Origin of the sequence: Hymenobacter jeongseonensis (assembly GCF_015694725.1) — a bacterium.
Taxonomy (GTDB): domain Bacteria; phylum Bacteroidota; class Bacteroidia; order Cytophagales; family Hymenobacteraceae; genus Hymenobacter; species Hymenobacter jeongseonensis.
On the sequence record NZ_JADQDQ010000010.1, the window covers coordinates 45,482 to 60,897 of the forward strand.

Annotated in this window: 7 protein-coding genes; 3 read left to right on the forward strand and 4 right to left on the reverse strand. The window is 60.0% G+C overall.

All coding sequences use genetic code 11. The features are described 5' to 3' along the window. Positions 1-135: 135 nt before the first annotated feature. From I2I05_RS17670 to I2I05_RS17680, 3 genes are all read left to right on the forward strand, one after another. Positions 136-1,113, forward strand: a complete 978-nt coding sequence (locus tag I2I05_RS17670) for a zinc dependent phospholipase C family protein (protein ID WP_317192372.1) — start codon at positions 136-138, stop codon at positions 1,111-1,113. Positions 1,114-1,160: 47 nt separating this feature from the next. Beyond that, on the forward strand, positions 1,161-1,535 hold the full coding sequence (locus tag I2I05_RS17675; protein ID WP_196283590.1) for a DMT family protein: 375 nt from the start codon (positions 1,161-1,163) through the stop codon (positions 1,533-1,535). Positions 1,536-1,660: 125 nt separating this feature from the next. Next, entirely contained in the window at positions 1,661-3,970 is a 2,310-nt protein-coding gene (locus I2I05_RS17680) for a patatin-like phospholipase family protein (RefSeq protein ID WP_196283591.1), read from the forward strand. A gap of 3 nt (positions 3,971-3,973) precedes the next feature. Here I2I05_RS17680 and I2I05_RS17685 read toward each other — a convergent pair whose 3' ends face one another. The 4 genes from I2I05_RS17685 to I2I05_RS17700 form a co-directional block, all read right to left on the reverse strand. Beyond that, positions 3,974-4,801, reverse strand: coding sequence for an MIP/aquaporin family protein (locus I2I05_RS17685; protein WP_196283592.1), 828 nt, complete (start codon positions 4,799-4,801; stop codon positions 3,974-3,976). A gap of 47 nt (positions 4,802-4,848) precedes the next feature. Beyond that, positions 4,849-5,568, reverse strand: a complete 720-nt coding sequence (locus I2I05_RS17690; protein ID WP_196283593.1) for an alpha/beta fold hydrolase — start codon at positions 5,566-5,568, stop codon at positions 4,849-4,851. Between the two features lie 44 nt (positions 5,569-5,612). Continuing rightward, positions 5,613-6,533, reverse strand: coding sequence for an NAD(P)/FAD-dependent oxidoreductase (locus tag I2I05_RS17695; protein WP_196283594.1), 921 nt, complete (start codon positions 6,531-6,533; stop codon positions 5,613-5,615). 145 nt (positions 6,534-6,678) lie between these two features. Then, positions 6,679-14,667 (reverse strand): Ig-like domain-containing protein, encoded by a 7,989-nt coding sequence (locus tag I2I05_RS17700; RefSeq protein WP_196283595.1) that lies wholly within the window; start codon positions 14,665-14,667, stop codon positions 6,679-6,681. Between the last annotated feature and the right edge of the window lie 749 nt (positions 14,668-15,416).

Here is a 15,416-nt window from a genome sequence, read left to right on the forward strand (position 1 = left end):
ACGAAGGCGCGCAAAAATATTACCTGCGCCTGAGCATTCCAACGGCCTTCAAAGCGCGGCCTTTCTTCAAAAGGCCGGCCACGGCACCAAGGGGTTGCAACTTGACTTTGCCCGCATTCCGCGTACCTTTTACCCGTGAAAAAATACCTACTTCTGCTTCTGGTTTGCCTCCCCTTGTTGTTCCTCGCTCGCCGGGCCCAGGCGTGGGGATTTTTCGGGCACCGGCTGCTGAACCGGCTGGCGGTGTACACGCTGCCACCGGCCATGGTGGGCTTCTACAAGGCCAACATTGACTACCTGACTGCCAACGCCACCCGGCCCGACTCGCGGCGCACGGTGGTGCCCGGCGAAGCGCCCAAGCACTTCCTCGACGTGGACCGCTACGGCGACAGCGCGGAGTTTAAAATGCCCCGCCGCTACGCCGATGCCATTGCCCGCTACACCGAGGACTCGCTGCTGCGCCACGGCATTGTGCCCTGGAACGTGGTGACCATGAAAAACCAGCTCACCGCCGCGTTCCAGGCCCGCGACACCGACCGCATCATGCGCCTTTCGGCCGATATGGGCCACTACATTGCCGACGCCTGCGTGCCGCTGCACACCACCAAAAACTACAACGGCCAGCTCACCGGCCAGCGCGGCATTCACGGGCTGTGGGAGTCGCGCCTGCCCGAGCTGCTGAGCACCGACTACGACCTGTTTTCGGGCAAAGCCCAGTACCTCGACAACCCCAGCGACGCCATCTGGGGCGCCGTTATCCGCTCGCACGCGGCCGTCGATTCGGTGCTGCGCTTCGAAAAAGAGCTCACGGCCCAGTACCCCGAGGACCAGAAATTCGGCTACGAGCAGCGCGGCACCCAAACGGTTCGCACGTATTCGCGCGAATTCAGCCGGGCGTATCACAGCCGGCTCAACGGCCAGGTGGAGCGCCAGATGCGCTACGCAACGGCGCTTATTGGCAACTTCTGGTATACGTGCTGGGTGGATGGCGGCTCCCCTGATTTGAGCAAAATGCCCCGCACACCTTCCGAAACCGAGAAGCAGCGCCTGGAGCGCGAAGCCAAGGAAACCGCCGCCGCTCCGGCCATTGCCGCCCCCGGCCACGACGAATAGCGCGGTTTCAGCCGGCCATTTCATCCCTCGACTACCTACCTATTCCTATGAAAGGGGTTTATTCCATCTTGCTGCTCACCGTTTCCAATCTGTTCATGACGTTTGCCTGGTACGGGCACCTGCACCTGTTCAAAAAGATGGCGTGGTTTGCCAAGCTGGGAATATTCGGAGTCATCATGGTGAGTTGGGGGCTGGCCCTGTTCGAATACATCTTTCAGGTGCCGGCCAACCGGCTGGGGTTTGCGGGCAACGGCGGGCCGTTCAGCTTGTTTCAGCTCAAGGTGATTCAGGAAGTCATCACGCTCACGGTGTTTGCGCTGTGCACCGTTTTTGTCTTTAAAACCGATAAGCTGGCTTGGAACCACGTGCTAGGCTTCGCGCTGCTGGTGGCGGCCGTGTATGTTATTTTTAAGAAGTGGTAAATCGGGGCACCAAGTACCCGGGTTGACCTTGCCATTCCAGTTGGCGCCTACCTGCCCCCAACAACCTGCGCCGTACGCGCGGCGTAGAGCAAACCGCTTCGTTTAAAATGCTTTTCTTACTTTTTATGCAGAAATCTTTACCGCGCACGGTTGCGCTTTGGGTGTTGGTATGTCTGTTGTCATTCCAGGCCCAAGCCCAGCGCGTGGGCCTCGTGCTGAGCGGCGGCGGTGCCAAGGGCCTGGCCCACGTGGGCGTGCTGCGGCAGCTCGAGAAAAACAAAATCCCCATCGATTACATCGTGGGCACCAGCATGGGAGCCGTGATTGGCGGCATGTACGCGGCGGGCTACTCGCCCGATGAGATTGAGCAGATTGTGCTCAGCACCGACTTTCAGCGCTGGACTTCGGGCAAGCCGCTGGAGAGCAAAACGTTCAACTTCCTGACTTCCGAGCCCTCGCCGTCGGCCCTGCGCCTCGGCATTGCCATCGACTCCACCTTTCAGGCGCGGGTGAGCACCAACCTGGTGAACGACCTGAACCTGAACCTGGCCCTGACGCGCCTGCTGGCTCCGGCTTCGGCCAGCAGTGGCTACGATTTCGACAAGCTGTTCGTGCCCTTCCGGTGCATGGCCTCGGAGGTGTTTACGCGCACGGTGGTGGAGCAAAAAACCGGCTCCCTCTCCGATGCCATTCGCAACTCCATGTCGTTTCCGCTGGCGTTTCGTCCCATTCGCAACCTCGATGGCAAATACTACTACGACGGCGCGGTGTACGACAACTTCCCCACCAGCACTATGAAGAAGACCTTCGCCCCCGACATCATCATCGGGGTGAACGTGGGCGACGTGGCCTTTAAGAAATACCCCAAAAACGACGACGCCCTGCTGGCGAGTACCGTGGCCTTTTTGGGCACCAGCGTGGCCGATACCGGCAGCGTGGGCCGCAACGGCATCTACATTCAGCCTGATTTGGAAGGCATGGGCGTGGGCGATTTTGAGCGGGTGAAGGAATTCATTGCCGAGGGCGACACGGCGGCCCTTCGCGAAATGGAATTGATTAAGCAGCGCATTGGCCGCCGCGTGGATTCGGTGGACTTGCAAAAGCGCCGGCTGGCGTTTCAGGGCCTGGCGCCCAAACCGCGCTTCATCGAAGTGCGTGTGAACGGCCTGCGCCCCGACCAAAACGAGTACGCGGCGCGCTTTTTCCGGCGTTCGGGCAGCGACTACTCGCTCGATGACATCGAAGAAGGCTATTACCGCTTAGCTTCGGATGACTATTTCAAGAACATTTACCCCCGCATTCGTTACGACGCGACACGCAAGGGCTACATATTCAGCGTGGACGCGCAGCGCAACAACAACGTGAGCACCGAGGTAGGCTTCGTGCTCAGCAACCGGCCCATCGACAACCTCTATTTTGGCGTGGAGTACCGCTACCTGCGCCGCCTGCTTTATACGGCCTCGGCCGATGTGAGCCTGGGCCGCTTCTACAACGGGGCACGCGGGTCGTTCCGCATCAGCGTGCCAGCCAAGTTGCCGTTCTTCATCGAGCCCGAAATCATTTACAACCAATGGGACTACCAGAACACGGGCGGGCTGCTGGGGCGCAACGTGCTCAACGCCCAAGTGCGGCAGCAGGACACCAAACTGGGCGGGCAGTTCGGCATCAGTCCCAACTACCGCAGCCGTCTCCTGCTCGACATAGGTGCTTTCGTAACCAAAGACGAATACGCCAATTCCAAAGAGCTTAACACCGCCGATGTGCTGGATGCCACCGTATTCCGGGGCGGTACCGCCGCCTTGCGGTTTGCCCGCAACACCCTGAACCGCAAACAATATTCCACCACCGGCCACCGCTATGTGTACACGGTGCGCGGCGTTACGGGCTCGGCCGTGTATACGCCCGGCTCCACGGCCGAGCAACTCGGCAACTCGCAGCACCGCGAGTGGTTGCAGTTCCGGGCCACAGCCGAGCGGTATTTCCCCTTGAAAGACGAGCGGCACAGCTGGGGCTATTTCCTGGAGTTGATGGCCAGTACCCAGCCCACGTTCTCGACCTACCGCTCGTCGCAAACCACGGCCCCGGTATTTGCCCCGCTGCCTGATTCGCGCACCATGTTCTTGGACAGCTACCGCTCGTCGCGGTACGCGGCCGCCGGCTTGCGCTACACCCGGCCCTTCCTCAAGAAGCTGGAATGGCGCACCGAAGCCTTCATTCACGTCAATGCCCAACCCTTGAGGCAGGGCGAATTTCAGACGGCCACGCGCGGCTCCGGCCTCGAACGGCCCCGCTTCACGGGCAGCACGGGCATTATTCTGCAAACCCCCGTGGGCCCCTTGGCCATCCACGGCCGGTTTTACGACGATTCGGCGGAACGTTTCAGCGTCTACGGGCACTTGGGCTTTCTGCTGTTCCGAGGCCGGGCCTTGGAATAAGGCTTACTCCGGTTGCGCAGTCGGGTAAAGTGGCGGCTCCTCGGCGTGAGGCGAATTGGGCATGGCTTCGCAGCCTGCTACGATGGCACACGCCAATGCCTGTCCGTGGTGGTAACGCAAAAACAGCACTGTGGCCAGCCACATAGCCCCCAGCGGCCCCGCGATGTACACCCACACCCCCTGGAAATCGTTAGCCACCACGGCCGAAGCCAACGAGCGGGCAGGGTTCAGGCTCATGCCAGAATATGGCGTTTCAACCAAGATGTAAAGCCAGATAAGGGCCCCCACTAGCCATCCCGCCGCCTTCTTCAGACGCGGGTGGTGCAAGGCCAATAGCATGGCCCCCATCAGGATAAACGATATCAGGAATTCGGCCAGGAAAGCCACGGCCGTTCCCGTAGGCCCCGGTTTGGTGGTGAGGTAATGTACCGTGGGGTGCGCGTAGTGCGGGCCCAGAACCTGCGCCCACAGCCAAGCACTCCCAAGGCCGCCCAGCACTTGAACCAAGCAGTACCAGAGGGCATCGGCCGGCCGGATTTTACCCAGTTGCCAGAACGCCAGCGTCACGGCCGGGTTGATGTGCGCACCGGACTGCTTTCCCCAGGGACTATATACAATAGTGACGATGGCCAAGCCCATGCCAATGCCCAACAGGCCGCGCCGCAGCACTTCCTCGCCGAGCAGCGCCTGGTGCAACGGCGAAGCCGGATGCTCCAGCGCAACGGTAAGTAAGCTACCGCATGTAATAAAGAAAGCCAGCCCCGCCGCTTCGGCCACATAATGCCGCCAGTGGCAGCGAAAGGCAGCAAGAAGCTCAGCGGCAAGCGACATAGGAAACAGCAACGCACCCGGCTCGAAGATGGCCAGCTACTGGTTTTTTACTTAAAAGATTGCAACGCCAGCGCCGCGACTAAGGCCGGCACCTCAAGCGGCAGCAGATGCCCGGTGGCGGGCTCTACGCGCAACCGGGTAGTGGCGGGCAGCCACGGCAGCGTTTGCTGCTGTTGCGTTTCGGAGGTAATGGCCCGGTCGTTGGCCCCGACCAGCACGCTGCACGGCACTGCCAGCGTGGCCATCAGGGCTGAAATATCTTCGCGGGACCCACGCTCCAGCCACGCTTCCCAAGCAGGGCGGGTGCAACACAGATTGTCGGCCACCACCAACCGGTGCAGCGCTTCGGCCAAGGGTTTCTCGGTGATGTTGCGGAAGGTTTTCTCGGCTTCCGCCGCTTGCCCGAAGGCCGCCAGTGCCGCGGACCGGGCCGCATCGGTGATGGGCTCGGGCGTGGGCGGCGAGGGCGCAAGCAGTACCAATTGCCGCAAGCCGGCCGGGCGCCTGGCCGCCAGGGCCAGCGCTATTTTGCCGCCCATGCTGTGGCCCAGCAGCGTGAATTCAGCCATCTTATTATCGGCAATAAAACCGGCCAACCAGTCGGCATAGTGCGCCACCGAGAAGTCGAACCCCGGGGGCACAGGCTGCTTGCCGAAGCCGGGCAAGTCGGGCGCCAGCAGCCGCACCGTAGCCGGCAACAACGCCCGCACGGCTTCGTATTCGCGGCCCGAACCGGCCCAATAATGCAGCGCAAGTACTGTAAGCATCTCGTTGGTTTACGTCTAAACCACCAAGCTTAACAATTGTGAGGCTACCGCGGACATTCTTCCCGCGTGAGGCTTTCGTTGATAACAATGGCGGCTTTGCTGCCCGCCGCGGCCGCGAGCAGCGCCTGCTGGGTGCCGGGCGTGGTATCGCCCGCCGCATACAGGCCCCGAATGGAGGTTTCCATGGCCGAGTCGACCCAGACCGCGCCCTTGCTGTTGTGGCGCGCCCCGAGCTTTTCGGCCAGAGCGCTGCGTTGGTGCTGGGGCGCGTGCAGAAACAGCGCGTTGCGCTGCAACTGGCTGCCATCGGCGAATTCTATGTATTGCAAATCATGCTCTGCCGACCCTACCAGCCGGGCAACTCGCTCCTCCCGAATCTGAATTTTTTGGTGTCGCAGCCGGCGGCGGGCGTTGGGCGTGAGGTAGCCGGCACCATCGGTCACCACCACCACATTGGAACTCCAACGGCTCACCAACAAGGCCAACCCCGTGACGGTGCGGCCCTGGCCGTACACGGCCAACGGCTGGCCGCGCACTTCCCAGCCGTGGCAATACGGGCAGTGCAGCACGCCGCGCCCCCACAACTCCCGAAACCCCGGAAGCGGCGGCAAAATATCTGCCACGCCCGTGGCCAGCAGCACCCGCCGCGCCAAAATAGTGTGCGGGGCATCATCGGCGGTGCCAACGCCCGTGGCCCGAAAGCCCCTTCCCTCCTGAACAATGCTTTCAATCTCCAGGCATTGCACTTCCACGGAATCGTAAGGCCGCAGCTGCTCGTGCCCAATCCGCAGCAGCTCGGCCGGCCGGATGCCGTCGCGGGTCAAGAACCCGTGCACGCCGGGCGACGACTCGTTGCGGGGCGGCCCGCCATCGGCCAGCAATACGCGGCGCATGCAGCGGCCCAAGGTGAGGGCTGCCGAAAGCCCGGCGCTGCCCGCGCCAATAATCAGAACGTCGTATTGCATCAGTAAACCATTCAGCTAAGCTTGAGCCCGTTCTAACCCAAACCAAGGCCCCGAGGTTACATCCGGCCAAGTCATTAAAACACAAAAAAGCCCTTCCCGAGTGAGAAGGGCTTTTTTCACCTGCATTGGCGAGCCAGCGTGGGCCTTATTCTTTAATCAGGCGCTTGGTCAGGTTGATAATCTGCCCGCCGTGCTGGCCGCGCACCAGCACCGTGTAGGTGCCGCTGGCAATGGTCTGCAGCTCCAGGGCGTGGGCCAGGCCCGCGTTGAGCGTGGCGCCCAGCACCACCCGGCCCGTGGCGTCGAGCAGGCTCACCTGGTAGGTGCCGGTTGGCAGCTGGCTCAGGTCCAGCGTGGTCGCGGTGGTGGCCGGGTTCGGGAACACGCTAATGGCTGGGGTCGACGCCAGGGCCTTGGTGAAGGTCACCGTGCGGACGGGCGAGTACGTGGCCGTGCCGTCGAAGTCCACCTGGCGCAGGCGGTAGTACACCAGGCCCGCGGCTTTCGGGCCGATGCCGGCGTCGGTCAGCGCATACGCCGTGGCGCTGGAGGTGCTGCCCTGGCCTTGGACCTGGCCAATCTTCACGAAGTCCTTCCCATTGAGGCTGCGCTCCACGTCGAAGTAGGCGTTGTTCTTCTCCGAGGCCGTGCGCCAGCTCAGCTGCGCGTCCACGTTCTTCACCGCTTGCGCCGTGAACACCGTCAGCTCCACCGGCAGCGGGAAATCGCTAATCACGAAGGTTATGTTTTGCGTGGTTACCCCACCGAAGGCATCGGTGGTGGTAATGGGCAGCGTATAGGTGCCGGCGCGCAGCTTGCTGCGGTCGGCTTCCGTGACCAGCGGGCCAACGGTGATACGGCCGGTGATGGGATTAAACACTAAGTTCAAATCCGCCAAGGTGGTAATGGTGGGCGCGGAACTCAAGGTGAAGGCACCGGCTATTGCGGTGCGCACTCCGTTGTCGGTAATTCCGCTCGCGTAATCAGCAGTTCGCTCCTTCGGGTTGGGCGAGAAAATATTCTTACCGGCAGTGGCTGGAGACAGCGCCACGCCGCCGTTGTAATCGAACACGCGGGCTATTTCATCGCCGCTGAGGTAAGCATTAGCGGCGCCTTTGGAGTCGTTTACCGTGTACACCGCGGCATTGTCCTGCCCTACCTTGAGGGTATAGCGCGCCTCGTTCGAGGTCAGGGCAAAAGCCGGGGCGCCGTTACCATCGTCCGTAGCAGTGTAAGTAAAGAAGACGTTGCCCACATATCCTGCTTTGGGCAGGAAAAACAATTGGCTGATTTGACTAGCCGTGAGCGTGCGAGGACTTGTGATGGCAGTGCTGTTGAGGTAAAGGGTGCCCGTAGAAGCCGGGTTTGGCACGCTGGTGAGCGTATAGGTAACAACGGTGGCAGCGCCGTCGGCATCGGTTGCCATCAAAGGCGAAATAGCTAGGCGCGTGACGGCGGTATTGCCGTTGGGCGTAGTCAGGGCGTTGACTACATCAGAAGCCACCGGCGAGCTGTTGGGCTGCGTGGTGGTGACTTGGCTGGAGGTATTGTTGCCGCCCGGCGAGTTGTCGCCAATGGCCGCTACGTTGCCCGTGACCGTGATGGAGGGCGTGGTGTTGGGCATTTTGAAGGAGATGCTGTTGGTAATGAGCCCCGCCCCTCCCGGCACCAGCGTGGTGATGCTTGGGAACGTGACGAGGGTGTTGCTGTTGCTGAGCACGCCGCCCCCGGAAATCACGAAGCTGGACCCGCCAGGAGGCAGAACAACGGTTTGCACCACGTTTGCTGCATCCGAAGGTCCGTTGTTTCTAGTTACTACCGCGTACGTCACCGTGGCGCCGATGGGGGCCGATGTCGGGCCCGATACGGTGGTTTGCACGCCCACGGTGGGCGAAACGGGAAAGGCTGTATAGGCGCGGTTGTTGGCTACTGTGGCATCGGTTTGGTCGCCGTACACGGCAGCCATAATGGCCAAGGGGTTGTTGCCGGGCGCGGGCAGCACAATGGTATTAGCCATAGACGCACCCGCTGTCATGGAGCCAATGGGGATGCTCAGCAAGCCCGTGCTAGGGTTATAGGTGGCTTTGCCTCCCGCCAAAACAAACTCGATAAGGCCCGTGGTCGCCTGGAGGGTGCCCGTTACGCCCCCAACGGTGAAGCCGGTGGTCGTTAGCCCACCCGTTAGAATCACGTCCTGCACCACGTCTGTCGCCGTGGCGGTGCCGCTGGCATTGCTGGTGCGCACCACTAGCGTAACGGGCTGGCCGGCCGTGGCAGAAGTGCTGGTACCGGCAACAAAACTGGTGCTCAGGTCGGGCCGCGGGAGGGTGGTGGCCGGACTTACGCTGACGCTCCGTGACGCTTCGTTGTTGCCCAGGTTCGGGTCAAGCGTACCGGGTACGCTGGTCCGGGCCGTGGGCGAGAACACTGAGCCCGCCGGTGTCGTGAACGAAATGACAAACCGCACGGCCGAGCCAATTCCGTTCGATTGGTTTAGAATGGCCGGTAGCGTCACGATTCCGGTGGAGTTGTTATAAACACCACTAAGTACCTCGCCAATGTTGTTGCTCACCTCCACTACGCCCCCATTGGAAGTCAGGGTGCTGGGCAGTTGCACCGAGATGCTTTGGCTCGGCACAATGGACGGGCCCAGATTGGTAGTCGTCACGACATACGTAACCGGCGAGCCCACATTGCTGGTAGCAGGCCCATCAAGCAGCACCTGCACATCGGCCTGAGGCTGCACGGTGGTTACCACTTGCGTGGTGTTGTTGCTTGGCACGTTGTCTACCGACGTGGTACGCACCGACGCCACGTTTACCAGGTTGCCATCGTTCACGGGCACGCTGTAGCCCACGGTATTGGTAATTGAGGTACCCACACCGGCCACATTCGCAGTGGGAATCGTAATCAAGCCCGTGGTGGCGTTGTAGGTTGCTGCAGTGCTGCCCGAACCGTAGGTGGCAACGGTGCTAGTGGTGCTGGTGGGCAAGCTGCCATTGATGCGCACGGCAGTAGCACCCGTGAGGACCAGCCCCGCCGGGATGGCCACGTTCTGCACCACGGATTGGGCCAGGCCAGGGCCATTGTTCGTGGTGGTGATGGTGTAAACCAAAGGCTGCGCCGCAGTGGCCGACGCTGGCCCCACGATGGTGGTGCTCATGTCGGCCGAAATGGCGTTGTTAACGGTTGTCAGCGTGCTGGCAATGTTATCGGCTGGCACGGGGTCAGCAGTCGTGGAGGCCACGCTGCTCGTGATTGTAGCCTGCCCATGCGCAGGCATTGGCGCCAGCACGGTGTAAGTGGCCGTGGTGTTGGCTGCTTGCGTCGCCATTACGGGCAAGGCAAGAGCGCCAGTGGTGGGGTCATAAACGGCTGTCCCAGCAGGCAAGGCGAAGCTGATAGTAGTACCCGCACCTCCTGGCTGCGTGCCGCCCACGCCATTGACCTTGAAATTTGAGCCGGTGGCCACGATGTTGGGACTGAGGTCAACGCTCACGCCCACAGTTGTGGCTGCATGTGGGCCTTTGTTGCCCTGCGTTACGGAGTAGGTAACCAGCGCCCCCGGCAGCGCACTGCCATTAACCGCATTTGAGCTGATGGTGGTGAACAGATTGGCCTCCTTGGTTGGGTCGGGGGCCGCGGTAATGCTCGTGGTCAGCGTGGCGGTGTTGTTGCCGGCCTGCTGGTCGCCATCCACAAGGGTATTTGGCGTTACTAGTGCGGTAAAATTGAGGGGGCCGCTGGCGGGCGCCGCGAAGCTAAATGTATTATTCAGTAACTGGCCCGCGCCAATGGATGCGGGCACCGGGAACGTGAATGTGCTGGTGCCACCGGCAAACGAATAAGTACCGCCATTCGAAACAAAGACGTGCGTTAGGGCGACGGGTGTGGGCACGCTCACCGTCTGCACCACATTGGCGGCGGCGCCTAGGCCAATGTTCTGGGTGGTGAGGGCATACGTATTGAACTGACCGGCGCCGCTGGTGCTGGGGCCCGCCAAGGTCGTGTACATATCGAAATTCTGCGGACTGGTTTGAATGGTTGCCGAGTGGGTGTCATTGGCGGTGAGTCCGTTTTGGCTGGTGGTGGTGACAAGGGCGGCGGTGCCGGTCACGCTGCTGCCGCTCAGGGGCTGGCTGAACGTGATTACCGAATTAACTACCTGCCCCCGGGCAATAGATGCAATTCCAGTGTATCTAACCAAACCAGTACTCGAGGTATAAGTACCACTGCCGTCGCCCGATACCTGAACGTTCTGAAGCAGGGCGGGCAGCTGCACCGTGGCGGATACCCCGTTGGCACCGCTGGCGCCAATGTTACTGAAGCTGACGTTGAACGTGCCGGTGCTGCCAGCGGCTACCGGTGAGGTTACGGCAGCAATGTTGGCAACTACATCGGCGGCAAAAGGCACGTTGCCGGAGAACTCCGAGGTACTGTTGTTCAGGGTGGCGGTAGCCGTCAGGCCCAGGTTGCGAATATCCGTGCGCTTCGTACTGGTGAGCGACCCGAACGGCAGGACGAAGCGGAAACGGCTCGCAGTTCCATCTTGTCCCTGCAGCAGGCCATTCACGGCGGTTGGCCCGTAGCTGCCGCTCCCGGCGTCCTCATCTTCGGGGGAGTTTTCGGTGGCGGCGGCCAGGAAGATGTGGCCTTCGCCAAAACGCGTCCGGTCGAGGGCCGGAATATAGAACTCAATCAGGGCGCCGGGGCGGCTGAAACCTTCCACAATCAAGTCCGAGCCCACCACGTCGAGGCTCGTCAGAACGGGGTAGTCCAGTCCACGGTTGGGCAAGGCCGTTCCGGTGGTGAGGTCACCATTGTTAATGGTCACCCCATCGCCAGAGCCGTAGGTCTCGCTTCCCACAGATGGGCCGCCGACGTACGAATTACTCTGCGTGTTGAGGTCAATGGCAATTGCGCCCGAATTGAAGATGGAGTTTTGGCTAATGGTGACGTTTTGCTGCCCATAGCCGACCACAATGGCGCTGGCCTGGGTATCCACAATCACGTTGTTGGTAATCAAATCCAGTTGCGCGCCGCGGCGGTTGCCATTGCGCTGTAGGTAGCAAATGGCAGAACCCTCGAGCTGGTCGACCGAAGTGCCGGCCCCGCCTTTGCCCGCCGAGATGATGGTGTTGTTGCGCACAATGGAAGCGGCGGTCTGGCCAATCTCAAACTGCACGGCACTGGAGTTAGGGCGCGTGAAAATGTTCTTTTCGATGAGCATCTGCCCACTTCCAACCCCGTCACCCAGCGTGATGGCGTCGCCACCCGCGCTGGTGTAGCCGTTTTGGTTGAATTCTGAATCCTTGATGGTCAGCAGGCCGGCACTGGTCTCGTTGTTCACCACGATGCCAGAGTTGCCGGTGAAGGACACGATGCTGCCTTCTACCGTACCGACGACTCCGGCTCCCGTAATGTTAATGCCGAAGTTGGCGCTGTTGGTATTGTCACCCGGCCAAGCGTAATTAATTGCACTGGTGCCCACCAGAATTTCATCAATCAAGAAACCGGTTGAGCCGGTGCCCAAACTAATTGTTTGGGCGCTGCCTCCGCGAATCGCCACTTGGCGCACCAACCCGGCGCTGCCGGTCACCGCCAGCACAGTGCCAATGCTCACTCCTGCAATTTCGACTTCGGGCCGGTTCAGGGCAGTCAGGGTGGTGGCGCTGGTGCCTACCTTTTCGGTGGTCCCGATGGTGCCCGGGTTGGTATCGCCCACGTTCAGGGTTTGGGTAGTGGCATCGAGTGAGGTGTACGCATCGGAGATGGTCACCGTGCTCAGCAGTCTGATGACGGCCCGGGAAACCCCGTTGGCTTCCGTCAGCTGATTGGGCAGCCCACTGCGCAGGCCCGCATGCGCCTGTCCGTCCGAAATCATGAAAATACTTGTCTCTCTACCTGCCGAGGGGCTGGCCCCGCCATTGGAGGAGGCTACTTGGTCGAGGCCAACATTGGTCAGTTGGTTGCTATTGATGATAAACTGGCGCAAGGAACCTTGGCCGCTGTCTTTGGTATTGACGATGGTAGAAAAATTAAATCCAAAATCCGGGCCGACGGTGATGTCACCGCTCACCGTAACTGCCGCAATACTTTGGGCGGTGGTAGTAGCCGTGCGCAGCGCCGATAACGTGGTGGCCGTAGCGCCCGCATCCACCTTCGTTGGGTCTTCGCCCCCCACCCGGTCGTCCGCACCATTATAGGTCTGAACGGGAATCAGCGTGCTTACTGCCCCGGGCCGCCACGAAGTCACCGAAGCATTCACAACCCGCACTGTATAATCACCGCTCGCAACGGCGAAAGCATATAGGCCGTTTGCATTCGTTAGGGTTGAGGCCACGAAGTTGCCGCTGGCATTATAAAGCTGCACGATGGCATCCGGACGTACTCTGGTGCCCGACGCCGAACGCGGCCGGCCGAGGCCCCCGCCGTAGTTTGGGTCTTCGTACACGTATCCGGTCAGGGCCTGCCCCACCGTTAGGATAAGTTTGGCTTCATCGGGGGCGCCCGCGGTGCCTTGGCTGCTGGTGGTGGCAATACTACTGGTTAACTCCAAGCCGGAACCGGTGGTAGCCGGCGCGGTGAAGCTGAACGTAAACGATTCGACTTGCCCACTGGCCATCGTGCCGCCTACCGGCGCGTAGGTAATGGTACTGCCACTGAGCGTGCCGCCGGGTCTTACAACGCCAGTCACGCCACTGGGCAGGGTGACGGTGCGCGTTACCCCGGTTGCCGCATTGGGGCCGTTGTTTTTAAACGTGACGGTGTAATTGCCGGATGGCTGACCCGCCGCTATCGTAGTCGGCCCGGTTAAGGTCGTCGTCACATCAGCCACGGGCCGTACTACCACCGCTACAGTGGCCGTGTTATCCGCCGTCGAGCCGCCCTGCACCGTAGTGGTTGTGATAGTAGAAGTAGCTGTAACCGAAGTAAACGTGCCCGGAACACTCGCAATGGTGATGGTCGCGGTGAGGTGTTGTCCAGTGGCGAGGGTGATTGCCGAAGGCGTGAATGTCACAAGTCCCGAACCCGTCGCGTAGGCCCCGGTACCACTGGAGGCCGTGACGGTGACCGTACCTAACCCAACGGGTAATTGCACCTGGCGGGTTACCCCGCTCGCGGAGCCAGGACCGTTGTTCCCAAAATCAACGGTGAAGGCGAGCGGCGCTCCCGCATCCACAGGGTCGGCCGAGGCCGAAATACTCGTTGTGATGTCGGCAACCTGGGTTACCGCTACGCTGAGCGTGGCTTGGTTTGAAGTGACGCCCTTCTCATCCTGCACGATGTAGCCAACGCTGGCGGTGCCAAAGAACCCGGACGTGGGCGTGAAGTTGACTGTGCCATCGGCGTTGACGGCGAACCCTCCCCCCACTTCCGTACCGGCCACCAGCGCCACGGTAGTGGCTACGATGGTAGAAGTGCCGTCCACATCCGTGTCGTTGGCGGCCACTGGAATATTGTTCAGTGCCACGGTATTGGCCGTGGTGTAGCCGTTGTCGGCCACCGCAACCGGCGCCGTATTGGTCAACGTCAGGGTGAGCACTGCTGTGTTGGACGCAGCAGGATTGGCCGTGTTTTTAACGGTGTAGCCTACGGTGGCAATGCCTTCAAATTTTGCGGGATTGGCGAAAGTAATTGCTCCGGTAGTTGCATTAGCAGTGAATACTACGCCACTCGCCACATCGGTATACGTGCGGCTGGCAGGTGCCGGTACTCCGCTCGGGTCTCCCAAGAATACCGTTGCACTATTTAGCGTGCCAGTATTGGCCACGTCGTTGGCCAGCACGTTGAGGGTTGCCGTGGAAGTATAAGACCGCGAAAAAGCATCGTTATAAGCCGTGGGCGGAGCTGTTACCGCCACGCTGAGCGTGGCTTGATTGGAAGTGGCTCCTTTCTCATCCTGTACGGTGTAGCCAACGCTAGCAGTACCAAAGAACCCGGGCGTGGGTGTGAAATTAACTGTGCCGTTTGCATTGACGGCAAAAGCGCCGCCCACCTGCGTGCCCACCAGCGCCACCGTGCTGGCCACGATGGTAGCGTTGCCTTCCGCGTCCGTGTCGTTGGCCGCCACGGGGACGTTATTAAGGTCAACCGTATTGGCCGTGGTGTAGCCGTTGTCGGCCACGGCCACCGGCGCCGTGTTGGTTACTGTAATGGTATAGGTTGTTGGGCTAGAGGTCTCAGGAGCATTCCCTCCGCCGTTAGTATCAGTAGCTGTAAAGGTGAATACAACTGTAGTTCCAATTGGCGCACTAGCAGCAGCCCTAAAAAAGAGCTGGCTACCAGTCGGAATAGTAGCCGGAACGCTTGTAACGGGGCTGGTGGTGTTGCTGACCCCGATGTACAGTTCTCCCTTTGTGGCATCACGCGTGTATCCTGTTATTGTAAATCTTAGATTAGAGCGGTTCGTAGTCGCCGCCGGCGTCACATTAGTCCTCAGGTTGTAAGCCACTGACTTCACTTGAGCCGATGGAACGACTGGTAAAGCCCAAACCCAGTTACTATGCATGAGTAGCACTGCTAGTAAGGCGACGAAACAGCGTAGTGATGGTCTCATATGGAAGAAGGCAAAGTTGTTTATATTAAAAAAGCAATTAAAAGCGCACTATTTCTTTGAAGCGAAAAAGCAACCCACTACTTCTAACAGGTTGTTTTATAACATCCAGTTTATTGATTAACAACCTTTTATCTTTTAAAAAATCCTTGATTCAGTAAGAAAAATATGTGGTATAAAAAATATTAATAATGTGACTATTTAAATACAATGAAATCATTAATCCAACTCATTAATTATCTGAAGAAGTAAAATTCATAGAATTACACCGCATGATACTAAATATATTTTAACTATTTACATACTAAACATACATTCTTTATTCT

Coding starts and splice junctions, on each gene's coding strand:
- I2I05_RS17680 (WP_196283591.1), top strand. CDS start 1,661: ATGCAGAAATCTTTACCGCGCACGGTTGCGCTTTGGGTGTTGGTATGT.
- I2I05_RS17690 (WP_196283593.1), bottom strand. CDS start 5,568: ATGCTTACAGTACTTGCGCTGCATTATTGGGCCGGTTCGGGCCGCGAA.
- I2I05_RS17675 (WP_196283590.1), top strand. CDS start 1,161: ATGAAAGGGGTTTATTCCATCTTGCTGCTCACCGTTTCCAATCTGTTC.
- I2I05_RS17685 (WP_196283592.1), bottom strand. CDS start 4,801: ATGTCGCTTGCCGCTGAGCTTCTTGCTGCCTTTCGCTGCCACTGGCGG.
- I2I05_RS17695 (WP_196283594.1), bottom strand. CDS start 6,533: ATGCAATACGACGTTCTGATTATTGGCGCGGGCAGCGCCGGGCTTTCG.